Raw genomic sequence first — 26,507 nt, 5'->3', positions numbered from 1 at the left:
ATTTTTGCTTATTAACTTCTTTTATGACATAAATCTATTTTTTTTAGATTTTCTTTAACCTTGGTAATTCTTGAAAATATTTTGTGATAAGTGGTAATGAGTAATTGGTAATTGGGAATTGGTAATTGGTGATTGGTAATGGGTAATGGCTTTTTTACTATTACCCATTACCGCTTCACTTCTTCTTAGCAGCAGATTTAGCAGCTTTAGCGGCTTTTTTGGCAGCTTTTTCGGCGGCGATCGCTTCTAGCTTTGCGGCTTCTTTTTCCTCGGCAATTTTATCTAAGTAATAGTGGTAATCACCTAGATATACACGGAACTCCCCATCCCGAATCTCGACGATTTTGTTAGCTACCTGGGAGATAAAATAACGGTCGTGAGAAACCACAATCGCCGTACCATCATAGTTTTGCAGCGCTTCCTCCAGCATTTCCTTTGCCGGAATGTCCAGGTGGTTGGTAGGCTCATCAAGAATTAGTAAGTTGGCAGGACGTAAGAGCATTTTTGCCAATGCCAAACGCGCTTTCTCTCCTCCACTTAATGATTCAACCCGCTTAAATACCGTATCACCTGCAAACAAAAATCTTCCTAACAGTGTGCGGACTTCTTCGTTTTTCCAGTCAGGAACTTCATCATGAATAGTTTCCATGACTGTTTTTTTCAAGTCCAAAGCTTCGGCTTGATTTTGCTCGAAGTAACCAGGAATAACACCGTGATCCCCAAGTGCAACGCTACCTTCTGTCGCTGGTTCTAAACCCATAATTATGCGTAATAGCGTCGATTTTCCTGCACCGTTGGGGCCTAAGAAAGCGATGCGATCGCCTCTTTCAATCAACAGATTTGCACCCAAGAACAAAATCTTGTCGTCGTAGGTATGTGTTAAATCCTTAATTTTCACCACCTCGCGTCCACTCCGGGGTGCGGGGGGAAAGCGGAAGTGCAAAGTTCTCACCCCGCCTGTAGGTGCTTCGATGCGTTCGATTTTGTCTAGTTGCTTCTCGCGGCTTTTAGCTTGGGTACTGCGGGTAGCGCTGGCGCGGAATCTATCAACAAAGGCTTGCTGTTTCTCAATTTCTTTCTGCTGACGTTCGTAAGCGCTTAATTGTGCTAACTGACTTTCTGCTTTTTGTTCTAAGTAAGCTGTGTAGTTACCCAGGTAACTGCTAGAAACACCACGTTCAGTTTCTACAATTTGGGTGCAGAGGCGGTCAAGGAACTCCCGGTCATGGGAAACTATCACCATCGGGGTAGTCAGCTTTTTGAGGTAATTTTCTAACCACTCAATGGTTTCCAAGTCTAAGTGGTTAGTCGGTTCGTCCAGCAGTAGTATATCTGGTGCTTGCAGCAGAATTTTACCCAAACTCATACGCATTTGCCAGCCACCAGAGAAAGCGCTGACGAGGCGATCGCCATCTTCTTGTTCAAATCCCATTTCTGGGAGAATCTTCCCGATGCGTGCTTCTAAACCGTAACCATCCAAAGCTTCAAACTGACGCTGCAAACGATCCATTTTATGAATTAGCTCATCCAGTTCCTCTGGAGTGGCTGTTTGCATATCATGCTGCACTTTGGTTAAAGCTAATTGTACTTGGTTAGCTTCCTTGAATACTGTCCAAAATTCTTCTCTGACTGTGCGGCTGGGATCTACCTCAAATTCTTGGTTGAGGTAAGCTATGTGCAAGCTAGCAGGACGAATGATTTCCCCTGCTGTCGGTTCAATTTCCCCAGTAATAATTTTTAGCTGAGTTGATTTACCTGCACCGTTGACACCGACTAAACCAATGCGATCGCCAACTTTGACTTCCCAGTTGATATCTTTGAGAACTTCGCCTGTAGGATAAATTTTACTAATATGTTCTAATCGCAGCATCGAGTTTCTCTCAGGTAGAAATTAATAGAGGGTTGCGGACGAAGTACCAACACTGCCAATATTAACAAAAATTAACCAATAAGTTGTCTTAAGAAACTCTTGTTGCACAGAAGGCAAAAGTTATCAAGCTGAATCTCCACTTTCGGAGTTAGGCGACTGCGGTTGTGCAGCTTGTTGTACATCCTCAACAGTTAAATCCAAAGCTTGTGCTACTTGTTCTATCGTCAAACCTGTTGACAACATTGCTGGTACTGCTTTTAACTTGCCTATTCTCTCTCCTTGCTGTATCCCTTGTTCCACGCCTTCTTGAAAAACATCTTGAAAATATCTGGTATTCCTTAGTTCACTAAGAGTAAACATTGCTTCTAATTCCTCCCTAGTAATTGTAGGTAGTTTGTACAACAGGATAGTCTCTATTAATTGTAATAACTCTTGTTGTTTCGCTGCTGAATTGATTTCTGATTTTGTTCTGGCTATCAACTCCCTGGCTTCTACAATGGCTGTATCTTCAGAGGTTACTATCAATTTGACAGTAGCCAGACTAATTGGTAAAGAAGTCGCAACTGTTAATTCATCCAGATAAATTCGCCTGACTCGCTCACTAACAAAAAACTCTCGATAATGTTTAATATCTCCTGTGTCTATACTTCTGCTTGGATATAAAATGACTGCACCCCAATCATTTCTAGGTTCATTTTGGCGCAGGTATAAGCAAACCTCAGCAAACAGCCGTGAGTAGATTCTTTCATCGGCTTGAAACTGCACTTCCACAAAATAAATTGGCTGTTCCTCATCAACTGTAGGCACAAACACACCATCAATTCTGAATGAGGTTTGTTTGACTTCAACGGAGGAGAATTGGTAGATGCTGGCTAAAGAAGGAGAATCGCCAATTAGCTCAAAGAAAATATCAGGAAATTCTTGAAATAGGCGATAAAAAATACTGTCTGTTTTCACTGTAATGGATAAATATTTAACTGTTAATTATACATCTTTAGCACCATCCCTTACTTCTAGCAAGCGCTCCTTTGTAATTCCTAAAATGCGTGTAAGGGGTAATAATAAACTATCATCTACTGGTTCACCAACATAAATACTATGCAATTCCGTTGGTGATACTTTGAAGGTATCGCAGAATTTTGTAAACTCTGCATCGTTTAAGTCAAGTTCTTGTTGTCGCTCACGCAGTAGAAGAGCGATCGCTCTACTTCCATACTTAGGACGTTCACTCAGTTTGATATATTTCTTAATTAAAGAATTAACCTTACTCGTATCACCACCAGTTTTTTGTAAGAAGTCCAAGCAAGCTAATTTTAGAGCTTTCTTCAACACATCATCTTCATTCAAATAATTAATGATCTCGTTAATGTATTCTTCTTTAAAAAAGCCGACTAAATCGCCCTTATGGTAAACAGGAACATAAGCTTCATCAGAATTAACCTGCCAATCTAAAGGCTCATTTCGTAGTGACATAGTTGCACCTATCAAAATTTGATGCACACCATTTTAAAGCCATTTATACTGAGTCGCCAGTGGTAAGCTAAATTTCACAATTCACGTCTAATGTGAATTAAAATCTTGTAATTGGATAGACATTTGTAGGGGTGGGTTAATCAAATATCATCAAGAATTAACGATGCTCCCGGTGAACCCGCCCCTATCGAGTCTCATTCCCTCCCAGCATGGGCTATTACAGCATATTTTGGGTAAATCAGGTACAAGCGTAAAACCCAAAACCATGTAGAGACGTTACATGTAACGTCTCTACAGTATTTCACGAATAGCGAAATTGCTGTATTTGGATAATAAAGGTTTTGCTAATTCACAATATCAAAATCAGAATGCGGCAAAAAATTCCATAATGAAATGTTAGAAACTCGCCCTCAAAATTGTAACTATAACTGAGGGCGATCGCTCTTTGGAAGTAAGCGGAGTTTTTGGTGCGATCGCTTTGGTAAAATGGCAGAGAATCTTCTGGACAAAGCCAAAGAAATGACAAGATTCATCCATGATCAATTTGCCAAAGACTACCTAGAAGAACTACTAAAAACATTCGGAAGCGTGCAAGCAGCAAGCCGAGTCGCAACCGACGTGCGAGAAATCGATGTATTATTCACACCAATTCCCACACAAACAGCCAACATAGCCACATTAGGCTTATTAGGAAAAATGGCGACAACAACCGCCATATTTGAACCCTTCCGTAACCCAGCATCCGCAGAAGAAATCAACGATTGCATATCAAAATTATCATCAATAAAAAGTGCAATGCAGCGAGAAGCAAAGCGCAATCAGATGAAAATACCAAACTCCGAGATTCCCCAACTGTGGATACTCACACCCACAGCATCAAAAAATCTCATCTGCGGATTTGGTGCAACTGAAAAATCAGATTGGGGAACAGGAGTATACTTTACACCGAAACACTACCGCACAGCCATAGTAGTAATTCATCAGTTACCATGCACTCACGAAACACTGTGGCTGAGAATATTAGGACGTGGTAAGGTACAACGTCAAGCAATTGATGAATTAACTGCACTGCCAGCAAATAATCCATTTTTGAGAGTCACGTTAGAATTACTTTATAACCTGCAACAAAACTTGCGAATTAATCAAAATACACCAGCAGAGGATCGGGAGTTAGTGATGAGATTAGCACCACTGTATCAACAAGACAGAGAACACTAACGCGAACGTCTCTTTAGAGCGAGGAGTGTCAAAAGAGGGTTTACAGCAAGGGTTACAGCAAGGAGAACAACAGCTAATTCTGCGGTTGTTAAATCGACGACTGGGAAATTTAGATTTATCTGTAGTCGAACAAGTTCAAAAATTATCTATTGGGCAGTTAGAAGCGTTAGGAGAAGCATTATTAGATTTTTCTACAATGGCGGATTTAGAAGTTTGGTTAAGCCAACAACAATAATTAAATATTGATGACTTGAATTTAGTTTATGTGCGATCGCTCTCTCAATCGCAAGTGTTGAGGTATGCGTGAGACAAAAAACCGCCTGTTCCTCACAGACGGCTAAAATATAATCTATTCAACTAACAATTAACCAGCACCAGAAGCGGCTAACTCAGCCAGACGTTCCTGCTGGTCTTGAGAAATACAAGATTGAATCATTCCTTCAATATCGCCTTCCAACGCCGGGTTAAGGGAAAAGTTTTGACCCAAACGGTGGTCAGTCACACGATTATCTTTGTAATTATAAGTGCGAATCTTCTCCGATCGCGACCCTGTACCAACTTGCGATCGCCGCATCGAAGTCACTTCTTCCTGTTGTTCGCGCAACTTCATCTCATACAACTTCGCCCGCAGAATTTGCATCGCCCGTTCTTTGTTTTGCAACTGGCTACGTTCTTCCGTACAGAAAATCCGTATACCCGTCGGTTTGTGCATCAAGTCAACCGCCGTTTCCACCTTGTTGACGTTTTGTCCACCCGCACCGCCAGAACGCGCTGTCGTCATTTCAATATCCTTCGGGTCGATGTGAACTTCCACATCATCAACCTCTGGCATAATAGCCACTGTCGCCGTCGAAGTATGAACCCGTCCGCCAGCTTCCGTTGCAGGTACACGCTGCACGCGATGAACTCCAGCTTCAAATTTCAGCTTACTGTAAACGCTCTCACCTTGAATTTCCAGTATCACTTCCTTGAAGCCGCCCATTTCACCCAGGGACTCACTTACCAACTTCACCCGCCAACCCTGAGTATCAGCGTAGCGAGAATACATCCTTAGTAAGTCTCCAGCCCAAATACTCGCTTCATCGCCACCAGTCCCAGCGCGAATTTCCAACATAATGTTTTTATCATCGTTGGGGTCGCGGGGCAGTAGCAACACCTTCAAGCGAGTTTCTAAATATTCTATTTTTTCTTCTAATTCCTTCACCTCCAAAGCTGCCATTTCTTGCAACTCTGGATCACCATTTGCTTCCTTGAGAACCTGACGCGCCCCGACTAATTCCTCCTGGGCATTTTTCCAAGTATCATAAGCCTCCACCACTTCTTCCAAAGAAGAACGAGACTTAGCTATTTTTTGATACTCATCAGGATTATTAGCCGTATCAGGGTCAGCTAAACGACGAGTTAATTCATTGAATGTTTGTTCAACGGATCTTAATTTCTCCAGCAGGTATGCTTCAGCCATAACAAATGCGACGCTCCTTAAAAAAATAACAAGTTGGCTCGGCAAAAAATGACAATCGACCCAGCAAACGCAGGGTCGTCGTTAACAGCAGAGCCAAACCGCTACTTTTTCTTTTTGCCGCCTGCGTTTTGTTCGCCAGACATACCGTATTTGCGAAGGAAGCGTTCAACGCGACCCTCAGTATCAATAATCTTCTGAGTACCAGTGTAAAAAGGGTGGTTGCCAGACCATACGTCTACGTGTAATTCTGGTTTGGTAGAACCAACAGTCATTACAACTTGACCGTTGCAATACACTTTTGCGTCTGGATACCACTTGGGATGAATATCAGGTTTAGCCATTGTTCCTTTTGTGGTGAATCTAAATAAATTATAACTTTTTGCTTGAAGTTGGGTACTAGGGATTAGGGACTGGGGGCTAGGAATTTTCGACTTTATACTAGACCTGTTGTATAAATACTTTGGTGTTGCTGAAAATACTCTTGAACAGCTCACGCAAAGGCGCAGAGGCGCAAAGAAGAACGCAAAATTATCACTTTTGAAGTTATGTATTTTGATTTCTCAACTATTTTTGCAACGAGCCTATTGTTGATTACAAAAGTATTTCCCAATACCCAATACCCAATCCCCAATATCTTACCGCTTGGAGTATTGAGGAGCTTTCCGGGCTTTGTGCAAACCATACTTTTTCCGTTCCTTTGCCCTGGGATCACGTGTTAAGTAACCTTCGGTTTTCAAAGGTGGGCGATTTTCGGGGTCTAGTTGGCATAAAGCACGAGCAACACCTAAGCGTACAGAGTCAGCTTGTCCAGTTAGACCGCCTCCTTCTGCTTTGACTAAAATGTCGTATTCGTTTTCTAGTCCCAGGGTTTCTAAAGGTGCTTTGATCACACCTAAATAGTTAGCGTTGAATTGAAAATACAAGTCTCCAGGCTTGCCATTTACAATCAACTGACCACTACCGGGAACCAAGCGCACCCTTGCTACTGCGGACTTACGGCGACCTGTACCCCAGTACACGGCGCGACCGCTATTTGCTTCTGCTACTGTCATTAACCTTCTGCTCCAGGGATTGTATTAATGTTGAGTTCTTTGGGTTTTTGGGCTGCGTGGGGATGAGTCGGACCTGCGTAAACTTTCAGTTTGGTGAACAACTGTTTACCCAAGCTGTTTTTAGGTAGCATACCTTTAACAGCGTGTTCCAAAATTCTTTCTGGTAAGCGCTGTTGCAGTTTAGCAAAGGTTTCTGTCTTCATCCCACCAGGACGACCAGAGTGACGGCGATAGAGTTTTTGGGTACGTTTCTTGCCTGTAACTGCTACTTTTTCAGCGTTAACAACAATAACGAAGTCACCTGTATCAAGGTGTGGGGTGTAGTGAGCCTTATTTTTGCCTCTTAAAATCATGGCAATTTCGCTGGCGAGGCGACCCAAGCGTTTGTCTGTAGCATCTACTACATACCAATCACGCTCAAGGGTATCTTGAGGAGGTAAGTAAGTTTTACTCATTTGTATTTGTCCTTTGACATTTTTTTAGAGTCCATAGTCCATAGTCCATAGTCTATAGTCTATAGTCCATAGTATTTGATTAATGACTGTTGACTGTTGACTGTTGACTGTTGACTAATGACTAAAAACTAACTTTGGCATGGTGTCATACCAAACATCAGGGGTAAAGGGAAAATCTGGATAGCCGACTCGTAATAAGCATAAGCCTTGGGACGGTGCGGCGTGTTTTACTTCTTCCCGGCGTTGTTCTTTCCAGAGTTCGGTGAAGTTAGCCAGAGTTCTTTGTCCAGAACCTACCTGTACTAACATCCCTACCAACAGTCGCACCATGCCATATAAAAATCCATCTGCCTGAATTTCAATATGGATAAACGGCCCACTGCGATCGCACTCTACTGCTTGTACTTCTACCCAGGAATGCGATCGCTTTGACCCTGCACGGTGAAATGCAGCTAAGTGATGCTTTCCCAATAGCGGTTGAAGGGCAGCCTGCATCAGAGTTTCATCCAGAGGAGCATAATAATAATGCCAACTGAAGGGGGTAACGAACAAGTTCGGCCAATCTTCAGTATAAATTGTATAGCGATACCGTCTGTAAGCTGCACTAAAGCGAGCGTGCCAACGGTTATCTACACCTGCTGAAGCCTTGATTAATATATCCTTGGGCAGATAGCTATTAAGCACCGATGCCCACTTATTGGGGGGGATTAAACCCGTTGCGTCAAAATGGGCTACTTGAGCAGCAGCATGAACACCGCTATCTGTACGCCCTGCACCATGTAGTGTAACGTGATGCCCAATAATTTTGGCGATCGCCGTCTCAATTTCTTCCTGAACTGAGCGATGATGTTTTTGTCTTTGCCAGCCATGAAAATGAGTGCCAAGGTATTGTATTACCAAGGCTACTCTCTGAGTTTCTGTAGGCTGGTGACTATCTAACATAAATCTAAGTGCTGAGTGCTGAGTAGTGAGTGCTGAGTTATGAGTAAGAATTACTCCCTCATCTCCCTCATCTCCCTGTTCCCCTCCAGGGAGGGGTTAGGGGTGGGTTACTTCCTCATCTCCTCTAACCTTCTCTACACCAACTCAATAATCGCCATCTCCGCATTGTCCCCACGACGAGGAACGGTATGCAGAATGCGGGTGTATCCGCCTTGACGATTACCATACCGAGAAGGGACTTGCTCAAACAGTGCATGAACTAGCTGTTTGTCGTAGATATATCCCAAAGCTTGGCGACGTGCTGATAAAGAGCCATCTTTAGCTAAGGTGATGATTCTATCTACTTCGCTTCGCACCACTTTTGCTCGAACCAAAGTAGTGGTAATCCGACCATGACGGATTAGTTCAGTTGTCAACGCACGTAACAGGGCGCGGCGCTGATCTGCTGGTTTACCCAGTTTTTTGACTCGATTCCGGTGACGCATAATACTAAGGTGAACTATGAAAGGTTTAGATTAGCCGTGTTTGCCACTTCTTTCTTGAGGTAGAGTAATCCCCAAACGTCGCTGTAAAGCTTCAACGACTTCTTCTGCTGACTTCTGACCGAAGTTTTTAATTTCTAACAAGTCTTCTTGGGTGTAATCCAACAAGTCAGCCACAGAGTTGACCTGCGCCCGCTTCAGACAGTTATAAGCGCGGACAGAAAGCTGCAATTCTTCGATCGGAATTTGGGCAGTTGGGTCGTCGGGAATATCGGCATTTGTGTCCGTTGGTTCTAGTGAGATGTCCTTCAACGGATTGAACAAATCTACTAAAATCCCAGCTGCTGATGATAGTGCTTCTTGAGGAGAGATGCTACCATTTGTCCAAACTTCTAATAACAGTCTGTCTCTAGGAATCGAGCCATCTGCACGCACTTCTTCGACGCTGTAGTTAACTTTCCGCACTGGCATAAATATCGAGTCGATTTGCAGAAAGTCTAAAGAAGTGGCTTCTTCCCTTCCTCTTTCGACTGTGCGATACCCTTTACCTCGCTCAATGCGAAATTCCATTTCCAGTTTGCCGCCCTCAGCAATAGTGGCTACATACTGGGTAGGGTCGATAACTTCAACTTCACTAGGCAAATCAAAATGCGATGCTGTAATTGTTGCTGGGCCGTTAACTAACAATCTGCCGATTTGGGGTTGAGAAGAATAACTCTTGAGGATGACTTCTTTCATCCGCATAATGATTTCTAACACATCTTCCCGTACACCCGGAACTGTGGCAAACTCGTGAGAAACACCCGCAATTCTTACTGCTGTAACTGCTGTTCCCTCTAGGTTGGACAGTAAAACTCGCCGCAACGCATTGCCGACTGTTGTTGCTTGACCACGCTCTAGAGGTTCTAGAATAAATTTACTGTAATGATTCCGACTTTCCTCTGTATTAGACTCTACACATTCAATTTGAAACTGCGCCACGGAGTAGCCTCCCTTATTTAAGGTGCTGCTAGCAGGCAAACTTATTTGCCTCTCGAATTTACTTTATTGCCCTGAGCTTTATTAGTAGTATCAAACTGCCAACATCTCATGGCCGTACAGTTTGACTTGCTAATTAGCTTGGGGGTATTGATTATATTTGGGGTGATTTGGTTGATCGCAGCCCTCCCTTGTGGAAGAGCTGACACGCTTAATTGTCGTCCCAGCCGTCGGAAGTTCTCTTACTCTAATTGCTAGGGAATTTTGACCTATACGCGGCGGCGCTTGGGTGGACGGCAACCATTATGAGGAATGGGGGTAATATCGCGGATGAGGGTAATTTCTAGCCCAGCACCTTGCAACGCCCGAATCGCAGTTTCTCTACCTGCGCCTGGACCACTTACCATGACTTCAATTTGGCGCATTCCTTGGTCTATTGCGCGTCTAGCTGCGCTCTCAGCTGCGGTTTGGGCGGCAAAGGGAGTTCCTTTTTTCGCACCTTTGAAACCGCTAGAACCAGCACTAGCCCAGGAAATTACATCTCCGTTTTGATCGGTGATGGTGACAATGCTATTGTTGAAAGTAGATTGGATATAAGCCATTCCGTTAGGAACGTTCCGTTTCTGCTTCTTACTCCCAGTTTTCTTTGTTGGTTGTCTTGCCATATTATTTCAGTTAATCTAAGGTAAAACTTGCTAGTTGTAGCCAGCCGAGAAATATTACTTCCCTGGAGCCTTCTTCTTACCGGCTACTGTCTGTCTTCTACCGCGACGGGTTCTAGCATTAGTACGAGTTCTTTGCCCTCTTACTGGTAAGCCCATCCGATGACGACGACCTCTGTATGTACCAATGTCAATTAAGCGCTTGATGTTCATTGCTTCCAAGCGCCGCAAGTCACCTTCAACTTGATAGTTGCTTTCTACTTCGCCTCGCAGGGCTGCTACGTCGGCATCGCTGAGGTCTTTAACGCGGGTGTCTGGGTTAACCCCTGTAGCCGCTAGGATTTCTTGTGACCTTGATAGCCCAATTCCGTAGATATAGGTCAGACCAATTTCTACACGTTTGTCCCGTGGAAGGTCTACTCCGGCAATACGTGCCACGATGAATACTCCCTATTGTTGTCGCAGTTACTGATGGAAAAACGCGGTCAATCGCGTCAGTATTTTAGCTGGTGGTGATGTGGGTTAGCGTCAATACTCAACGCCCACGGTAATTTTATCCTTGACGTTGCTTGTGCTTGGGGTTGACGCAAATCACCATAACGCGCCCACGACGGCGGATCACGTTACACTTTTCACAAATCTTTTTGACCGAGGCTCTAACTTTCATGCCTTTAAAAATTGACTCCAAATGTTAGATTATAGCATTTCTAGGAATTTTTATGCAATTAAGTAAATGGGGTACACCCAAATAATTTGTTTTATGGTAAACTTCCTTAGATATATAGGGAAGAGGGGACAGGGGATAGGGTGAAAAGTAGCTTAGTGAATGTGTTTGTTCACTCAATTTGTACCTGATTTACCTGTAATTGGCTTTGTTTACTTCTTACGCAATCGGTAAGTGATTCTACCTTTTGTTAAGTCGTAAGGGGTCAGTTCTACTTTGACGCGATCGCCAGGCAAAATCTTGATGTAGTTACGGCGAATCTTGCCAGAGATGTGTGCTAAGACGTTGAAGCCGTTATCCAGGTCAACCCGAAACATCGCATTAGGCAAGGACTCGGTAACGGTTCCTTCCATTTCAATCAAATCTTGTTTAGACAAGTTTTTTCCTCAATTCAACAATTTTTTGTTCGGATGCAGCACTCATCTGCAAGAGAACATATTTTAAGAAATATATCAACCGTTTATTAATATATCTTAGCTAAATTAGGGACTGGGGATTGGGGACGGGGACTGGGAATTGAGCAAAATCCTTTAGTCTCTAGCCTTTATCCCCTAGTCTCTATTGTTATGAAGCTAAAGTGTGCTTCAATTCGTGGGTGACTTCTTCTTGGGATTGGTCGCCGTTGATGGTGACGAGTTTTTGGCGATCGCTATAATAATCAATCAAGGGTGCGGTGTCGTTACGGTAAATTTCCAAACGGCGACGAATTACTTCTTCAGTATCGTCTTTGCGTCCTCTGGACAATAAACGTGTCACTACAACTTCATCTGGCGCATCTAAATTGACTACCCTTTCGCCACCTTGACCAGTTTTTTGCAGCAATTCCTCTAGAAACGCCGCTTGTGTGACTTTGCGGGGGAAACCGTCTAATATCCAGCCAGATGTTGCATCTGCTTGTCCCAGCCGTTCCTCTACCAAGTCTTGCACTAACTGGTCAGGAACCAACTCACCGCTATCAACATAGCTTTGAGCTTTGATTCCTAAAGGAGTTTGCTCTTTCATGGCTTGGCGCAAAATGTCCCCAGTGGAAATATGGGGAATATTTAGATGCTGTGCCAAAATTTGAGCTTGTGTTCCTTTACCAGCACCAGGCGGCCCCAAGAAGATTAGTCGCGTCACTATTGTTTCACCATTCCTTCATAACGCTGAGAAATTACGTAAGTTTGGACTTGTTTTGCTGTTTCAATCGCCACACCAACGAGAATCAGTAAAGAAGTTGCACCTAATCCTCTAAATGTTGGTACACCTAAAGCTCTTTCTACAGCAGTAGGGATAATTGCCACCAAGCCCAAAAAGATTGCACCCAAGAAAGTTAGTCTGTTAATTACTCGCTCGATATATTCGCTAGTCGCTTTCCCTGGACGAATACCTGGAATACTAGAACCCATTTTTTTCAAGTTCTGGGCGACATCCACAGGGTTAACAATCAAAGACGAGTAGAAGTAGCTAAAGAAAACAATGGAAATTAAGTACACCAAAGCGTACACCCAAGAACCAGAACCACCTGGGCTGAGGTAGGTATTGACGATGTTCGCCAAATCTGGGTTTTTGGTGAAGTTAGCAATCAAAAGTGGCAAGCTGAGGATGGCTGCGGCAAAAATGATTGGCATCACACCACCGGAAATGAGGCGTAAGGGTAGGTAGCTACGTTGTTCTGCTAACACCCGACGACCAACTTGACGACGAGCAGAAATGATGGGGATGCGGCGGATACCTTCTTGCACGAAGACGATACCGACAATTGTGGCTAGAAATACCAGCACTAGCACGATGACGCGACCAACAATTTCTCTACCGCCGACCTGTACTAAATCGATGGTGTCACCCAAAGATTTCGGTAAGGAAGCAACGATATTGACAAAAATCAACAAAGATGCACCGTTACCAATACCACGTTCAGTGATCAGTTCCGATGCCCACATAACGAACATAGAACCAGCCGTGAGTGCGATCGCCGTTTCTGCTACAAATATTGGCCCTGGCTTTAAGGCAAATTGTTGCAGGAATAAAGCCGAGAAAGCTGTACTCTGAACTATTGCCCAACCCACAGTTACATAGCGAGTAATTTGGGAGATTTTCCGGCGACCAGCTTCGCCCTCATTTTTCTGTAAATTTTCTAAAGATGGTATTGCTGCCGTCAGCAATTGGATGATAATGGACGCATTAATAAAGGGCAGAATCCCTAAAGCAAAGACTCCCAAAGTTGAAAGTCCCCGCCCGGAGAATATATCCAATAAACCGAATATGGAATTATTGCCCGAAATGGCTTCGGCAAATCTAGGTCTATCAATTCCTGGGACTGGTAAAAAGATACCCAGGCGAACCAAAATTAAAATACCGACAGTTACAAGCAGCCTACCTCTCAGTCCGGCTGCTTGTGCCATCTGCATAAAAGTTTCTTGAGCCGTTGGGGCTTTATCTCGACTGATCATAGAGTGCTACCTTTATCGTTAAGCAGGCGCTGGAAGCGAGTTAGCTAGCTTGCAAGTGCGCTGTTAGGCTTCACCCTAAAACTTCACAACTGCCTCCAGCAGCCTCAATTTTGCTACGAGCTTGACCTGTGAAAGCTGCCGCTTTGACGTTGAGCGCTACGCCCAATTCCCCATTACCCAAAATTTTCAATGGGCCTTTAGCAGCAGTTAAAATACCTGCTTCTCTTAAAGACTCCAAAGTTACTTCTGTATTTGCAGGAAGTGAGGCTAACTTCTCTACATTAATCGTAGTGTAAACTTTGCGATTAACTAAAGGAAAGCCCTTCAGTTTAGGTATCCGGCGGTACAATGGCTGTTGACCACCTTCAAAACCCGGTCTAGTGCTGCTACCAGAACGAGATTTTTGACCTCTCATACCTAGACCAGCGCTAGCGCCTTGTCCAGCAGCAATACCTCTACCTACACGGCGGCGGCGTTTTTTTGAGCCTTTTTGAGGCTTAAGATCGTTGAGTCTCATAGTCTAAAATTTGTTAGTTGTTAGTTGTCAGTTGTCAGTTGCTTGAGAACTACAGATAAATGACAACTTAGATGTAGAGTTTTTCGATGGCAATGCCTCTGTCTTCGGCGACTTCAGCAAAGGTACGCAGTGTAGATAGGGCGTTAACTGCTGCTCTAGCGTTGTTGAGTGGGTTGTTAGAGCCGAGTTGCTTGGCGAGTACGTTACGCACACCAGCTAATTCTAATACTGTACGCACAGCACCACCAGCAATTACACCAGTACCAGGAGCGGCTGGACGCATCATCACTTTAGCACCGCCACCTACACCATCAATGGGGTGAGGGATGGAGTTAGATTTGGTGATGGGGATATCAATTAGGTGTTTTTTGCCGTCGGCTACACCTTTTTTTACTGCGCCAATTACATCAGAGGCTTTGCCTACCCCTACTCCTACTTGACCGCGTTCGTTACCAACTACCACGATCGCACGGAAGCTGAGTTTTTTACCACCTTTAACTACCTTGCTCACCCGTCGGATTTGAATTACCCGCTCTTGCCAGTTGGTTTCTTCTTTTTTTGCGCGGTTAGTTTTACGACGACCTGTTGCCATAATTTCTGCTCTCTATTTAGTCAATAGTGAGGTAGCGCGGTCTTGGGGGTTTCCCCCATAAGCGACTACCGTTCCCCGCAGGGGTTCTCGAAGAGTACCCGTAAGGGTCAATAGTCAATAGTCAATAGTCAATAGTCAATTACTTTTGACTTTTGACTTTGGACTTTTGACGATTTAGAAATCTAAACCAGCTTCGCGTGCTGCTTCGGCTAGTGCTTTGATCCGACCGTGGTATAAGTTACCACCTCTATCAAATACTACTTTGGTGATGCCTTTTTCGAGCGATCGCTGTGCAATCAATTTACCGATTTGGGCTGATGCTGTACAGTTAGCACCGGAGGACAAAGTAGACTTTACTTCTGGTTCTACAGTTGATGCTGCTACCAGTGTGTGATGCTGTGTATCATCAATTACTTGAGCGTAAATATGCTCATTAGATCGGAATACAGCCAAGCGTGGACGTTCTGGGGAACCATAAACTTTGCCACGAATGCGTCTATGGCGACGCTGTTTTGATTCTCTACGAGTAAGTTTCATGTTTACTTCTTACCACCCTTACCAGTCTTACCAGCTTTACGTCTCACCACCTCACCGGCGTAACGAATACCTTTACCTTTGTAAGGTTCTGGTGGACGAACGGCACGAATTTTTGCTGCTGTGTTACCAACAATTTCTTTGTCATAGCCAGTGACTATCACGTTGGTGTTGTTTTCCACAGCAAACTGAATCCCATCTGGTGGTTCAATTTGCACTTGATGGCTATAACCCATGTTGAGAACTAGGTTTCGCCCTTGAACTGCTGCCCGATAACCTACACCTTGAATTTCCAAGCGACGTTGGAAACCTTGGGAAACACCTTCTACCATGTTGGCAACCAGAGTACGGCTTAAACCGTGGAGTTGTCTGGAGGTACGAGTATCATCCCGACGGGTGACTTGTAAAGTATCACCTTCTTGGGTAACTGTGACGTTAGCAGGCAGTTGTCTTGAGAGTTCGCCCTTGGGGCCTTTCACCGCTACTTTTGTGCCGTCGATGGTGACTTGCACTTTGGCGGGTACTGTAATTGGACGTTTACCAATACGAGACATGATTTTTTATCCTTTGTCAGTTGTCAGTTGTCAGTTGTCAGTTGTCAGTTGTCCTAATGACTAATGACTAATGACTAATGACCAATGACCAATTAACTACCAGACGTAGCAAAGTATTTCACCACCCACGTTTTGCCGACGTGCTTCGCGGTCGGTCATGATGCCACTGGATGTAGAAATAATAGCGATACCAATACCGCCTAATACTCTTGGTAATTCTTTTCTGTTGGAGTAAACACGCAAACCGGGCTTACTGACACGCTTGAGAGCAGTAATCAGAGGTTGACGATTTTTACCTTTGTATTTCAGGGAGATTACTAGGTTACGTTTTACGCCATCTCCTTCTTCTGTAAATTCAGAGATGAAGCCTTCTTCTTGTAGCACTCTAGCAATGTTACGTGTCATTTTTGTGGCTGGCACTAGTGTAGTTTGATGCCTTGCCAAATTAGCATTGCGGATGCGCGTCAGCATATCTGCAATTGTGTCGTTAGCCGCCATCGTTCCCTCTTTAGATGAACTTATTGATCGCGAAAGGGCATTCCAAATTCTTTGAGTAAGGCGCGGCCCTCTTCGTCGTTTTTCGCTGTGGTGATGATAGAAATATCAAGACCACGGATTTGATCGATGCTGTCGTATTCGATTTCTGGAAAGATTAACTGTTCTCTTACGCCTAGAGTATAGTTACCACGACCGTCGAAGCTTTTGGGGCTGATACCACGGAAGTCTCTAATTCTAGGTAGTGCCAAGCTAATCAGGCGGTCGAAGAAGGAATACATCCTTTCGCCTCGCAGTGTCACCATGATACCTACAGGCATACCTTGACGAATTTTAAAGCCGGCGATCGCCTTCTTCGCTCTGGTCACTACTGGCTTTTGACCAGTAATTGTGGCAATTTCGGTTAAGGATGCTTCTAAGGCTTTAGCATTTTGAGCCGCTTCGCCCAAACCCCGGTTCACAGTAATCTTTACCAACTTGGGTACTTGATGTACGTTAGTGTATTGAAACTGTTGGGTCAGTTTGGGAACAATTGTCTCGTTATATATGGTTTTGAGTCTTGGTGTCGCCATAGTTTTTTGCCCTTCTCCCTGGGCTTGGTCAGGGATTTAATTCTGATTTTAGATTGTCAGTTTAATTGCGTATCTAAAATCTCAAGTCTGTTAATTCTCTAGCTATCGAGAATTTCACCAGTTTTCTTGAGTTTTCTGACTTTCTTGCCTTCGGCGGTGAAAGTGTAGCAGACACGACTAGCGACGTTTTGCTTGGTGGAATAAAGCATGACGTTGGAGCTGTGAATAGGTGCTTCCTGAGACACAATTCTGCCAGATTCGCCTTCTTGTTGGGGCTTAACGTGCTTAGTCTTAATGTTGACACCTTTAACGATGACTTTACTCAGTTGGGGTAGTGCTTTAATTACTTCCCCGACTTTGCCCTTGTCCTTACCAGCAATTACTTGCACAGTGTCGCCGGTTTTGACGTGCATTTTATGGAATTTAACGGTGGTGTCCTTCTTGGTAGCCATTACAGCACCTCCGGCGCAAGAGAAACGATTTTGGTAAAGTTTTTGTCGCGCAATTCCCGTGCCACAGGGCCGAATACCCTTGTACCTCTGGGATTACCATCTTTGTTGATGATGACGGCGGCGTTATCGTCAAAGCGAATTGTCATACCGCTATCGCGCCGGATGTGATGGCGGGTGCGGACGATAACCGCTTCCACCACATCGGATTTTTTTACAGCCATGTTAGGTGTAGCATCTTTGACGACAGCGATAATCTTGTCGCCAATGAAACCGTAACGACAGTTACCCGAACCTAAGACACGGATACACATCAATTTACGAGCGCCGCTATTATCAGCGACATTGAGATAGGTTTGGGGTTGAATCACAATTGGTCTCCCTTAAGCCTTGGTGTTGAGAATTTCTGCAACTTGCCAGCGCTTGGTTTTACTCAAAGGTCTGGTTTCTGTAATCCGCACGCGATCGCCCACTTTACATTTGTTTTCTTCGTCGTGTGCTTTATAGCGGCGGGTTTTAACTACAATCTTGCCGTACTTGGGATGGGGAGCGCGGTTTTCTACGGCAACTACTACCGTTTTCTGCATCTTATCGCTCACTACCAAGCCAACTCGTTCTTTGATTGCCATAATCTCCTACTTTTATTCTTGAGTCGCTTGACTTGCTGCCCTTTTCCGTTCACCTTCTACCGTTAACAATTGGGCTAGGCGATGGCGGGCATGGCGGAACTGGTGAGGCTTTTCTAGTTGTCTGGTTGCTTTTTGTAAGCGCAACTGAAACAGTTGTTTCTTAACAGCAGTAATTTCTGCTGCCAATTGTTCGTCGCTTAGTTCTCTAGCTTCTGAAATTTTGGGAAGTGGCATAACCTATTCCTGTTCCTGTTCCTGTTCCTCTATTTGAGGACGCACAATAAATTTGGTTTTGATAGGTAGCTTGTAAGCCGCTAGACGCATCGCTTCACGGGCGATTTCTTCTGTAACACCAGCGATTTCAAATAAAATCCGACCTGGTTTAACTACAGCTACCCAAAACTCTGGATTACCTTTACCGGAACCCATCCGGGTTTCCGCAGGACGCATGGTAACTGGTTTGTCTGGGAATATGCGAATCCAGATTTTTCCACCCCGGCGGATGTAACGAGTCATCGCCCGACGGGAAGCTTCGATTTGCCGAGAGGTGATCCAAGCTGGTTCTTGGGCTTGGAGTGCGAAATCTCCAAAATTCAGGGTACTACCCCGATGGGCTAACCCTGTCATCCGCCCGCGCTGTTGTTTGCGGAATTTAGTTCTTCTTGGACTTAACATGGTTTGTCAATTGGTAATTGGTAATTGGTAATTGGTAATTGGTAATTAGTATTTTTCCTATTACCCATTAGCCATGAGCTATTACCCTTCGTTGGATCTATCTTCAAACTGCTGGCGGCGGCGTTGTTGTTGACGACGGCGCGGTTCGCGTTCGCGTTCACGGGATGAGGGTGGCGGTGCGGCAATTTCTTGTCCGGGGATGATTTCGCCTTTGAATACCCAAACTTTGATGCCGAGAATACCGTAAACGGTTTTGGCGGTGCAGTAGGAGTAGTCAATGTCAGCCCGGAGGGTGTGTAGAGGTACTCTACCTTCTCTTGTCCACTCTGTCCGGGCAATTTCTGCACCGTTGAGGCGACCGCTAACTTGCACTTTAATACCTTGAATGCCGGCTTTTTGAGCGCGTTGAATGGCTTGGCGCACTACGCGACGGAAGGAAACACGACGTTCCAACTGTTGGGCGATAAATTCGGCAATTAGGTAAGCGTCAGCATCAACTCGTTGTACTTCGACTACGTTGATGCGAATTTGGCGATTTCCACCTAAGAGTGTTTGTAGTCCGGTACGCAGGGCTTCGATACCTTGTCCACCACGACCTACAACTACACCAGGGCGTGCTGTGCGTACTTCTAAATCGATTTGGTCGGCTTTACGCTCAATCCGTACTTCGGAAATACCAGCGTTATTTTGTGCGAGTCTACCCAGTTTTTGTTCTATATATTGACGCAGTTTGTGGTCTTCTTGTAGAAGTTCTGGATAGCGGTTAGGTTCGGCAAACCAACGGGATTGGTGTTCTTGGGTAATTCCCAGACGAAAGCCTACTGGATGAATTTTTTGTCCCACAAATGCTTCCTCTAAAATTTCTGACTTTAACGCAATTTTTTGTGTCTAGAACTTATTTAGCGTTGGCGTTAGCAGCCACAGCCAAGGTGATATGACACGTTGGCTTGCGAATTTGGTAAGCTCTACCTTGCGCTCTGGGTTGGAAGCGTTTCAACACTGGGCCTTGGTCAGCGTAAGCCTGGGTAATTACTAACTCGGTGCGGTCTAAGCCTGCGTTATGTTCAGCGTTAGCAGCAGCACTCCGCAGCAGTGTTAACACTGGCTCAGTGGCTCGATAGGGCATAAATTCTAGGATAATTAGCGCTTCCCGATAGGAACGCCCCCGGATTTGGTCGAGTACACGACGTACTTTAAAGGGAGACATTCTGATAAAACGGGCGATCGCTTTTACTTCAGTAGTATCAGTAGCCATAATTTTCTCCATTTGTCAATAGTCAATAGTCAATAGTCAATAGTCAATAGTTTTAACTGTTGACCCTTACGGGTTCGATAGTTGCTTTCCGACGCAAGGCTACAGGATCGCACTATCTCACTGTTGACTGTTGACTTAATGACTACCTACCTGCTTTTTTGTCAGATTTACCATGACCTCTGTAGGTACGTGTTGGAGCAAATTCTCCTAACTTGTGACCTACCATTTGGTCGCTGATAAATACTGGAACGTGTTGACGACCGTTGTGAACGGCGATAGTATGACCTACCATTTGCGGCAGAATTGTGGAAGCTCTAGACCAAGTTTTGATTACTTGTTTTTCGTTTCTATCGTTGAGCTTTTCAATTTTGCTTAGTAAATGATCGGCTACAAAAGGCCCTTTTTTAAGAGAACGACCCATAATTCAAAAAGTTTTGAGTTGACGTTTTGTGTTTTTAACTTTGAGTTTTGGGTGTTAATTTAGCTAACGCTACTCATCACTCAGCACTCAGCACTAATTAAGACTCACGACCACCACGACCGCGCTTAGATGATTTACGACGACGGCGTACAATCAACTTGCTGCTGGCTTTCTTGGGTTTGCGTGTTTTCTTACCCAAGGTAGGTTTACCCCAAGGAGTAACAGGCCCGGATCTACCGATAGGCGCTCTACCCTCACCACCGCCGTGTGGGTGGTCTACTGGGTTCATGACGCTACCTCTAACTTTGGGACGGCGACCTTTCCAGCGATTTCTACCAGCTTTACCAGCGCTTAAGTTTCTTGCGTCGGTGTTACCTACTTGACCGATGGTGGCGTAACATTCGCGGCGAATCAAGCGGACTTCACCAGAAGGTAGCTTGAGGGTAACGTAATTACCTTCTTTCGCCACAACTTGGGCTGTAGCACCAGCAGCACGGACGATTTGACCGCCCTTACCTGCTTTTAGCTCGACGTTGTGAACGCTTGTACCCAAGGGAATGTTTGCTAAGGGTAAAGCATTACCATCTTCAATGGGTGATTCTGGGCCAGCAATGATTGTTGTCCCGACTTTTAACCCGTTGGGATGGAGAATATACCGCTTTTCCCCATCTTCGTAGGAAAGTAGGGCAATCCGCGCGTTACGGTTGGGATCGTATTCTACAGCTATGACTGTAGCGGGAATCCCGCGTTTGTCACGCTTGAAGTCAATAATCCGATACAGTCTTTTGTGTCCACCACCACGGCGACGGCTGGTAATGCGGCCTTGGTTGTTGCGACCTTTTGCCCGATGTACGTATACCGTCAGTGACTTTTCTGGCTCGGTTTTGGTAATTTCCGCAAAGTCGGAAACTGTAACCTGCCTTGTACTGGGGGTATAAGGGCGATAAGAACGAGTACCCATGATAGTTTATACCTCTGGGAATAGAACTTGTCTGATTTTTTCTACATCCCCAGGTGCGACAGTGACGATCGCTTTTTTATATTGGGGTTTAAAGCCAATAAATTTACCAACACGTTTCTTTCTGCGTGGTGGCAATGCTGTATTGACTTTGACAACTTTGACTGCAAATAAGTCTTCAATTGCCGATCTAATTTGTGGCTTGGTTGCTTTAGGAGTCACTTCAAATGTATATTTGTTCTGCTCCATTAAGATGGTCGCTTTTTCTGTCAAGATGGGGCGACGGATCAAATCGGGCAGGTTGCGGGGGTCAAACTTAGCCATTGTAGACCTCCTGAATTTTTTCTAAGGCTGAGGTGGTGACAACGATTTTGTCAGCGTGCAGCAAGTCATAAACGTTGAGTTGATCAGCTGCAATGAGTTTTAAGTTCTCAATGTTACGAGCTGACAAATATACGTTCTCAGGAAATTCCGTCAAAATTAATAGGGTCTTGCTTTCCGGTTCTGCACCCCAGCGAGTTAGTGCTGCAACTAAATCTTTGGTTTTGGGACGGGATAGCTCGTTGCTAAATTCTTCTACTACAATCAAATCTTCCGCACGGCTAACAAATGCTGTCCGCAGTGCTAAACGCCGCTCTTTGCGGTTCATTTTTAAATCGAAATCTCTGGGTTTGGGTCCAAAGATTACACCACCACCACGCCATAATGGTGAACGGATAGAACCTGCACGCGCACGTCCGGTTCCTTTTTGCCGCCAGGGTTTACGACCACCGCCTCGGACTTCCGCACGGGTTTTGGTGCTGGCTGTTCCTTGACGGGCGTTGGTTTGTTGTCTTACTAGGGCGCGGTGTACGATATGTACTGCCGTTTCTTCTTTGGCAACACGCAACTCGAACGTTTTCTGTCCGACTTGCTCCCCTTGCCAATTTTTTACTACACTCTCTACCATTTTTTTGTCCTTTGTCAGTTGTCAGTTGTCAGTTGTCAGTTGGTTGTTGACTTGTGACTACTTGCCAACTTTTTTAGCAGGTACAATACTTAATAAAGCTCCTGGTTTGCCAGGAACAGCGCCTTTAATTAGTAGCAAGTTGCGCTCTGCATCAACGCGCACTACGGTGAGTTTGCGAATGGTAACGCGAGTACCACCTAAGCGACCTGCCATCCGTTTGCCGGGATAGACACGACCGGGGGTTGTACCTGCACCAATAGAACCGGGCGCTCTATGGTTTTTGGAACCGTGGGACATTGGCCCGCGTCCAAAGTTGTTACGCTTTTGGTTGCCTGCAAAGCCACGACCGATACTAGTACCGATCACGTCTACAAGTTGACCTGCACTAAAAATATCTGCTTTAATCTCTTGCCCTAACGCATAATCGCTAGAGGTATCTGTGTGATACTCTTTCAAATGCCGCAATGGGGGGGCGGATGATTTGGCTAAGTGACCTAGTAAGGGTTTGTTCAACGCCTTGGGTTTAACTTCGCCGTATCCTACCTGAATGGCTGCGTAGCCGTCGGTTGGTTTGGTTTTAACTTGGGTAACAACGCATGGCCCCACTTGCACGACTGTTACAGGAATTGCAACTCCTGCTTCGTCAAATATTTGGGTCATGCCCAGCTTGGTGCCGAGAATCCCTACAGACACAGTACTGGCTCTCCTTTATAGCAATCGGGTTTTCTAGACACACTGTGTGAACTCCGGTGATGTACGGACGAAATTAGGAATTTGTAAACGGCTTACGCCACGACAAATTCAACCGGACACAACAGGCGGTGTCTTTATTTGATAAATCTATTTAGTTGCACTCTCTTTCTTACCAGAACAGCCACAAGCATCTTCATTAAAAGAAGAGATAGCTTCTGGTATCAGGGCAAGCTTGTACAGCTTTGCGCTTTGTGCAGCAATGCTTTCGTCCGAGCATTTGCTTAGGCACTTTTCTGGCGGCAGTGCCTTGAGGGTTTCTCCCGATTTGAGACAACTGCCATTTAGTAGGGGACTTAAGCAGTTCTTACTACTCAGTATCCTTTAACTGAAGTCACGCTCAGTTTCTACTTCTCTAAACAAATTCAACCTTAATCTAAGGTGTTGCTTGTTTTTTGACTACAGGAGTGGGTGTAGTCGTTGCTTTGACCTAAAGCTTTTCTAGTTTATCAGTCTTTGATCACTTTTGCGAGTTTATCTACATAAACTTTTTGGCTTAGGCGATCGCGTCTTGATACTTTGATAGGCGATTTTGGTCACAATCTAATACTATAAACTATCTCATGGTTATTGTCTAGAAAATTTATAGATTGATTTTTCAACCACAGAGGCACGGAGTCACAGAGAGATGGATTTGAAGAAATTAACAGCCGATAATCAAGATTTGGAATATATATCGGTTCTTTTCCCTATCACTTGTCACCTGTCACCTGTCCCCTGCATAATTGAGGATTGCTTATCTCAGGTATAAGCTTCCTGATCTAACTTAATCTGACCTTTAAAGGTAAATAATAGAGATATCAAAGTGGGATAGGACAAAACCTCAAAAAACTATATGGCACTAATTACCACTGGCAACGGTTTCATTAAGGATCTGGAAAAATTTGGATCTTTAGGTGTTTATGTACCTCTGGAAGGAGGTTTTGAAGGTCGGTATCGGCGGCGGTTGCGTGCAGCTGGCTATACGACTTTGCAGTTTACCGCTAGGGGACTAGGCGATGTCGCTGCCTATCTTACAGGCGTTCACGGGGTTAGACCTCCCCATTTAGGGAAGAAAAGTTCTGGTAATGGTGCAGCAGTGGGTAATGTATATTATCTGCCACCAATTGTGGGTTCTCAACTAGAACAATTGCCACCCAAGTCTAAGGGGTTGGTGTTGTGGATTATTGAAGGGCATATTTTGTCTGATCAAGAAGTTGAGTTTTTGACAGAGTTACCGAAACTGGAACCCAAGGTGAAGGTAATTGTTGAGAGAGGAGGCGATCGCGCTTTCCGTTGGAAGTCTCTTAAAGATACTTTCTCTGATGCTTATCAGGCTGTGTAGGTGATAGGGGAGAGGTTACAGGTTACAGGTTACAGGTTAAATTTGCTGTCCCCTGTTCCCTGTCCCCTATACCCTAATTACTAGTCTTGTTGATGGGCGAATTTATAACCACCCCAGTAGGTAAGGGCGATCGCCATCACTAATAAAATCGGTATGCTATACCAGGGAAACTGAGATAAGGGAAAGTTAGCGGCGGCGCGTAAGCCTGTACTGGCGTAGGTGAGGGGGAGTAAATAAACTACGGCTTGGAATGCGGTTGGTAGGGTGCTGGGGTCAAAGAAGGTTGCGCCTAAGAAGGACATGGGGATAATGACAAAGTTGTTGTATAGCCCTACTGATTCTAGCGATCGCACTGATAAGCCGACAATTACACCTAACCCCGCGAATACGGCACAATTCAAAATTATGATCAGTAAAAATAAGGGATTAATAAAATTCCAGTTTCTCGTGATTATCAGCGCTACTAAAATTACCGAACAGGAAGTCATTAAACCACGCACCACTCCCGCCAGCATCTTACCAAGGTGCATTGCTAAGGGATTGATGGGGGTGAGCAATAATTCTTCAAAGGTTTTGCTAAACAGTCTATCTCCACAAATCGAGAATGTTGTCCCCGCAAAACTCACGGTCATGGATGATAAGGCTACCATGCCAGGCAACATAAACTCTAAATAACTATTGTAATTACCACTGATGCCAGCACCTGGTCTAATTGAATTACCTAGTCCTAGACCAAAGGCCAAGATATATATCAGTGGCGATATTAACCCAGACGCTGCTATTTGTGCTATTCTTACCCGCAATTCTAACCAATCTCCCCAAAAGATAGTTAAGGTATCGGCTAACAGGATTTGCAGTTGTGAATATTTAAATTTATTTCCCCAGATTAAAGATTTTTGAGATGTCACTTTTTTGAGTCAGGTAGGCAGTGTGTTGTAAATATTACTTTACATTATCTGACATCTCAATATCTGAGGGTGGAATTGAAGATAATTGACTGGTATATAAATCTTTTACTCTTAAGCTGGACAAGGGAGGCATGGGTGACGATGAGATATAAAGGATATGAAGCCGTTGTTGAATTTGACGATGAAGCCGAAATTTTTCATGGCGAAGTCATCAATATTCGAGATGTAATTACATTCCAGGGTGATAACGTAAAAGGACTGAAGCAAGCGTTTCACGATTCAGTTGATGATTATTTAGAATTTTGCCAAGAACGTGGCGAAGAACCTGAAAAACCATTTTCAGGTAAGCTGATGCTGAGAATTAACCCAGAGTTACATAAAACAATCGCTATCAAGGCAAAGAAAGAGGGTACAAGTCTTAATTCTTGGATAGAAAAATGCTTGTGTCAGTATGCTAGTTAACAGTAGGGTTAGTGTTTAATTTTTAAATATTCTATTTGCCGAAAAACACAAAAGACGGACAAAATGCCCGTCTTATTAAAGTAACAAGATTAACTTGCAAATATGCAGTGCTGAGATTTTGAAAACATTAAAGCAGGTTCTTATATCTCAATAATTTTGTAGGGATGGGTGATGACACCCAACTTTCTCTTACTTGTACTTACCCACCCCAATATGTGTTTCTTAAAGCCAGCTTGCTGAGTTTAACCTAATCCCAATCTGGAATTTGTGCGTCTTCACCACCAACCCCGATCGCCGTATTATAAATTTCTGCATCGGTGATGGTGAGGTTATCCATTGATGCACCATATACGTTGGAATCAATCACATGAGCGCGAGTTAGGTTCGCTCCATTGAGATTGGCTTTTTTCATGTTGACGTTGGTTAGGTAGGCTGAAGTTAAGTTAGCCCCTTTTAAGTTGGCGTTGGTTAAGTCAGCACCTTCCAGGTTAGCGCCCGAAAGGTTAGCGCCAGAGAGATTTGCTCCTCGTAAGTCAGCACCAATTAGATGAGCGCTGCTGAGGTTCATGCCTTTAAGATTACACCCGATACATTCCCCGGTGGATAGTAGCTTTTGTAAGTCTTGCGGATTTCCAGCGTTGACTGAGTTCGCCAAAAATAGGGGAGTTGCTAAGGCCACAGCCGCTAATAGCTTGAGTTTCATAAATATCCCC

General features: G+C 44.4%; 39 protein-coding genes and 1 pseudogene. 3 read left to right on the top strand and 37 right to left on the bottom strand.

Annotation, left to right across the window (positions count from 1 at the left end):
- Positions 1-175 precede the first annotated feature (175 nt).
- The 4 genes from H6G83_RS20640 to H6G83_RS20625 form a co-directional block, all read right to left on the bottom strand.
- Positions 176-1,870 (bottom strand): ABC-F family ATP-binding cassette domain-containing protein, encoded by a 1,695-nt coding sequence (locus tag H6G83_RS20640; RefSeq protein ID WP_190475740.1) that lies wholly within the window; start codon positions 1,868-1,870, stop codon positions 176-178.
- Positions 1,871-1,993: 123 nt separating this feature from the next.
- Positions 1,994-2,827, bottom strand: coding sequence for an Rpn family recombination-promoting nuclease/putative transposase (locus H6G83_RS20635; protein WP_190475737.1), 834 nt, complete (start codon positions 2,825-2,827; stop codon positions 1,994-1,996).
- 27 nt (positions 2,828-2,854) lie between these two features.
- Positions 2,855-3,343, bottom strand: coding sequence for a hypothetical protein (locus tag H6G83_RS20630; protein WP_190475735.1), 489 nt, complete (start codon positions 3,341-3,343; stop codon positions 2,855-2,857).
- A gap of 349 nt (positions 3,344-3,692) precedes the next feature.
- A complete protein-coding gene (locus H6G83_RS20625; RefSeq protein ID WP_206758998.1) occupies positions 3,693-3,869 on the bottom strand; it encodes a hypothetical protein in 177 nt (58 codons plus the stop codon).
- Here H6G83_RS20625 and H6G83_RS20620 point away from each other — a divergent pair.
- A pseudogene (locus H6G83_RS20620) lies at positions 3,863-4,796 on the top strand (DUF4351 domain-containing protein). The gene H6G83_RS20625 and the pseudogene H6G83_RS20620 sit on opposite strands and share 7 nt — an antisense overlap.
- A gap of 129 nt (positions 4,797-4,925) precedes the next feature.
- Here the strand turns inward: H6G83_RS20620 and prfA are convergent.
- The 31 genes from prfA to rplC all read right to left on the bottom strand — a co-directional run bounded on the left by prfA (position 4,926) and on the right by rplC (position 23,043).
- A complete protein-coding gene (gene prfA / locus H6G83_RS20615) occupies positions 4,926-6,023 on the bottom strand; it encodes a peptide chain release factor 1 (RefSeq protein ID WP_190475731.1) in 1,098 nt (365 codons plus the stop codon).
- 101 nt (positions 6,024-6,124) lie between these two features.
- Entirely contained in the window at positions 6,125-6,364 is a 240-nt protein-coding gene (gene rpmE / locus H6G83_RS20610) for a 50S ribosomal protein L31 (protein WP_190475729.1), read from the bottom strand.
- 294 nt (positions 6,365-6,658) lie between these two features.
- Entirely contained in the window at positions 6,659-7,075 is a 417-nt protein-coding gene (gene rpsI / locus H6G83_RS20605; protein WP_190475727.1) for a 30S ribosomal protein S9, read from the bottom strand.
- Entirely contained in the window at positions 7,075-7,530 is a 456-nt protein-coding gene (gene rplM / locus H6G83_RS20600; protein WP_190475725.1) for a 50S ribosomal protein L13, read from the bottom strand. Before rplM ends, rpsI begins: the two co-directional genes overlap by 1 nt.
- Positions 7,531-7,644: 114 nt before the next feature.
- Positions 7,645-8,472 carry a tRNA pseudouridine(38-40) synthase TruA gene (truA, locus tag H6G83_RS20595; protein WP_190475723.1) on the bottom strand — a complete coding sequence of 276 codons (828 nt, stop codon included), beginning with the start codon at positions 8,470-8,472 and terminating at the stop codon, positions 7,645-7,647.
- Between the two features lie 134 nt (positions 8,473-8,606).
- Positions 8,607-8,957 carry a 50S ribosomal protein L17 gene (gene rplQ, locus H6G83_RS20590; protein WP_190475722.1) on the bottom strand — a complete coding sequence of 117 codons (351 nt, stop codon included), beginning with the start codon at positions 8,955-8,957 and terminating at the stop codon, positions 8,607-8,609.
- A 30-nt stretch (positions 8,958-8,987) separates the two neighbouring features.
- Complete coding sequence (locus tag H6G83_RS20585; RefSeq protein WP_190475719.1) at positions 8,988-9,935, bottom strand: DNA-directed RNA polymerase subunit alpha; 948 nt, start codon at positions 9,933-9,935, stop codon at positions 8,988-8,990.
- Positions 9,936-10,201: 266 nt separating this feature from the next.
- Entirely contained in the window at positions 10,202-10,597 is a 396-nt protein-coding gene (gene rpsK / locus H6G83_RS20580; RefSeq protein ID WP_096558115.1) for a 30S ribosomal protein S11, read from the bottom strand.
- Positions 10,598-10,651: 54 nt separating this feature from the next.
- Positions 10,652-11,032, bottom strand: coding sequence for a 30S ribosomal protein S13 (gene rpsM, locus H6G83_RS20575; RefSeq protein ID WP_190475717.1), 381 nt, complete (start codon positions 11,030-11,032; stop codon positions 10,652-10,654).
- A gap of 115 nt (positions 11,033-11,147) precedes the next feature.
- Positions 11,148-11,261 (bottom strand): 50S ribosomal protein L36, encoded by a 114-nt coding sequence (rpmJ, locus tag H6G83_RS20570; RefSeq protein ID WP_010998333.1) that lies wholly within the window; start codon positions 11,259-11,261, stop codon positions 11,148-11,150.
- 209 nt (positions 11,262-11,470) lie between these two features.
- Complete coding sequence (gene infA / locus H6G83_RS20565) at positions 11,471-11,695, bottom strand: translation initiation factor IF-1 (protein WP_006276978.1); 225 nt, start codon at positions 11,693-11,695, stop codon at positions 11,471-11,473.
- A 187-nt stretch (positions 11,696-11,882) separates the two neighbouring features.
- Entirely contained in the window at positions 11,883-12,437 is a 555-nt protein-coding gene (locus H6G83_RS20560) for an adenylate kinase (RefSeq protein ID WP_190475716.1), read from the bottom strand.
- Positions 12,437-13,750, bottom strand: coding sequence for a preprotein translocase subunit SecY (secY, locus tag H6G83_RS20555; protein ID WP_190475714.1), 1,314 nt, complete (start codon positions 13,748-13,750; stop codon positions 12,437-12,439). Before secY ends, H6G83_RS20560 begins: the two co-directional genes overlap by 1 nt.
- 70 nt (positions 13,751-13,820) lie before the next feature.
- Positions 13,821-14,267 (bottom strand): 50S ribosomal protein L15, encoded by a 447-nt coding sequence (gene rplO, locus H6G83_RS20550; protein ID WP_190475712.1) that lies wholly within the window; start codon positions 14,265-14,267, stop codon positions 13,821-13,823.
- Positions 14,268-14,334: 67 nt separating this feature from the next.
- Positions 14,335-14,859: a 30S ribosomal protein S5 gene (gene rpsE / locus H6G83_RS20545; RefSeq protein WP_190475710.1), complete on the bottom strand. Its 525-nt coding sequence runs from the start codon at positions 14,857-14,859 to the stop codon at positions 14,335-14,337.
- Positions 14,860-15,033: 174 nt separating this feature from the next.
- Positions 15,034-15,396, bottom strand: coding sequence for a 50S ribosomal protein L18 (gene rplR / locus H6G83_RS20540; RefSeq protein ID WP_190475708.1), 363 nt, complete (start codon positions 15,394-15,396; stop codon positions 15,034-15,036).
- A 2-nt stretch (positions 15,397-15,398) separates the two neighbouring features.
- Complete coding sequence (rplF, locus tag H6G83_RS20535) at positions 15,399-15,947, bottom strand: 50S ribosomal protein L6 (RefSeq protein ID WP_190475706.1); 549 nt, start codon at positions 15,945-15,947, stop codon at positions 15,399-15,401.
- Positions 15,948-16,043: 96 nt separating this feature from the next.
- A complete protein-coding gene (rpsH, locus tag H6G83_RS20530; RefSeq protein WP_190475704.1) occupies positions 16,044-16,445 on the bottom strand; it encodes a 30S ribosomal protein S8 in 402 nt (133 codons plus the stop codon).
- A 20-nt stretch (positions 16,446-16,465) separates the two neighbouring features.
- Entirely contained in the window at positions 16,466-17,014 is a 549-nt protein-coding gene (gene rplE, locus H6G83_RS20525) for a 50S ribosomal protein L5 (protein ID WP_190475702.1), read from the bottom strand.
- A gap of 98 nt (positions 17,015-17,112) precedes the next feature.
- Positions 17,113-17,466: a 50S ribosomal protein L24 gene (rplX, locus tag H6G83_RS20520; protein WP_190475700.1), complete on the bottom strand. Its 354-nt coding sequence runs from the start codon at positions 17,464-17,466 to the stop codon at positions 17,113-17,115.
- Complete coding sequence (gene rplN, locus H6G83_RS20515) at positions 17,466-17,834, bottom strand: 50S ribosomal protein L14 (RefSeq protein ID WP_190475698.1); 369 nt, start codon at positions 17,832-17,834, stop codon at positions 17,466-17,468. The genes rplX and rplN overlap by 1 nt, the downstream gene beginning before the upstream one ends.
- Positions 17,835-17,846: 12 nt before the next feature.
- Complete coding sequence (gene rpsQ / locus H6G83_RS20510) at positions 17,847-18,092, bottom strand: 30S ribosomal protein S17 (RefSeq protein ID WP_190475696.1); 246 nt, start codon at positions 18,090-18,092, stop codon at positions 17,847-17,849.
- Between the two features lie 12 nt (positions 18,093-18,104).
- Positions 18,105-18,326 carry a 50S ribosomal protein L29 gene (gene rpmC / locus H6G83_RS20505; RefSeq protein ID WP_190475694.1) on the bottom strand — a complete coding sequence of 74 codons (222 nt, stop codon included), beginning with the start codon at positions 18,324-18,326 and terminating at the stop codon, positions 18,105-18,107.
- 3 nt (positions 18,327-18,329) lie between these two features.
- Entirely contained in the window at positions 18,330-18,767 is a 438-nt protein-coding gene (gene rplP / locus H6G83_RS20500; RefSeq protein WP_190475692.1) for a 50S ribosomal protein L16, read from the bottom strand.
- An 81-nt stretch (positions 18,768-18,848) separates the two neighbouring features.
- Positions 18,849-19,610 (bottom strand): 30S ribosomal protein S3, encoded by a 762-nt coding sequence (gene rpsC, locus H6G83_RS20495; RefSeq protein ID WP_190475691.1) that lies wholly within the window; start codon positions 19,608-19,610, stop codon positions 18,849-18,851.
- Between the two features lie 52 nt (positions 19,611-19,662).
- Positions 19,663-20,022 (bottom strand): 50S ribosomal protein L22, encoded by a 360-nt coding sequence (rplV, locus tag H6G83_RS20490; protein ID WP_190475805.1) that lies wholly within the window; start codon positions 20,020-20,022, stop codon positions 19,663-19,665.
- Positions 20,023-20,164: 142 nt separating this feature from the next.
- On the bottom strand, positions 20,165-20,443 hold the full coding sequence (gene rpsS, locus H6G83_RS20485; RefSeq protein ID WP_015113427.1) for a 30S ribosomal protein S19: 279 nt from the start codon (positions 20,441-20,443) through the stop codon (positions 20,165-20,167).
- A 97-nt stretch (positions 20,444-20,540) separates the two neighbouring features.
- Positions 20,541-21,404, bottom strand: a complete 864-nt coding sequence (gene rplB, locus H6G83_RS20480; RefSeq protein WP_190475689.1) for a 50S ribosomal protein L2 — start codon at positions 21,402-21,404, stop codon at positions 20,541-20,543.
- 6 nt (positions 21,405-21,410) lie between these two features.
- A complete protein-coding gene (locus H6G83_RS20475; RefSeq protein WP_190475687.1) occupies positions 21,411-21,725 on the bottom strand; it encodes a 50S ribosomal protein L23 in 315 nt (104 codons plus the stop codon).
- Positions 21,718-22,350, bottom strand: coding sequence for a 50S ribosomal protein L4 (gene rplD / locus H6G83_RS20470; RefSeq protein ID WP_190475685.1), 633 nt, complete (start codon positions 22,348-22,350; stop codon positions 21,718-21,720). Before rplD ends, H6G83_RS20475 begins: the two co-directional genes overlap by 8 nt.
- Before the next feature lie 57 nt (positions 22,351-22,407).
- Positions 22,408-23,043, bottom strand: coding sequence for a 50S ribosomal protein L3 (gene rplC / locus H6G83_RS20465; RefSeq protein ID WP_190475683.1), 636 nt, complete (start codon positions 23,041-23,043; stop codon positions 22,408-22,410).
- A gap of 892 nt (positions 23,044-23,935) precedes the next feature.
- On the opposite strand from rplC, the gene ndhN reads away from it, so the two are divergent.
- A complete protein-coding gene (ndhN, locus tag H6G83_RS20460; protein WP_190475681.1) occupies positions 23,936-24,424 on the top strand; it encodes an NAD(P)H-quinone oxidoreductase subunit N in 489 nt (162 codons plus the stop codon).
- An 80-nt stretch (positions 24,425-24,504) separates the two neighbouring features.
- Here ndhN and H6G83_RS20455 read toward each other — a convergent pair whose 3' ends face one another.
- The gene (locus tag H6G83_RS20455; protein WP_190475679.1) at positions 24,505-25,332 is read right to left on the bottom strand and encodes an ABC transporter permease; all 828 of its coding nucleotides are present in this window, start codon (positions 25,330-25,332) and stop codon (positions 24,505-24,507) included.
- Between the two features lie 141 nt (positions 25,333-25,473).
- On the opposite strand from H6G83_RS20455, the gene H6G83_RS20450 reads away from it, so the two are divergent.
- Complete coding sequence (locus H6G83_RS20450) at positions 25,474-25,794, top strand: type II toxin-antitoxin system HicB family antitoxin (protein WP_190475803.1); 321 nt, start codon at positions 25,474-25,476, stop codon at positions 25,792-25,794.
- 247 nt (positions 25,795-26,041) lie between these two features.
- On the opposite strand, the gene H6G83_RS20445 is transcribed toward H6G83_RS20450, so the two are convergent.
- Positions 26,042-26,497, bottom strand: coding sequence for a pentapeptide repeat-containing protein (locus tag H6G83_RS20445; RefSeq protein WP_190475677.1), 456 nt, complete (start codon positions 26,495-26,497; stop codon positions 26,042-26,044).
- Positions 26,498-26,507: the final 10 nt, after the last annotated feature.

The sequence above is a fragment of the Anabaena azotica FACHB-119 genome (genome assembly GCF_014697625.1).
GTDB lineage: Bacteria > Cyanobacteriota > Cyanobacteriia > Cyanobacteriales > Nostocaceae > Trichormus > Trichormus azoticus_A.
The sequence above is the reverse complement of the archived record's forward strand: the minus strand, read 5'-3'. Positions and strand labels throughout refer to the sequence as shown.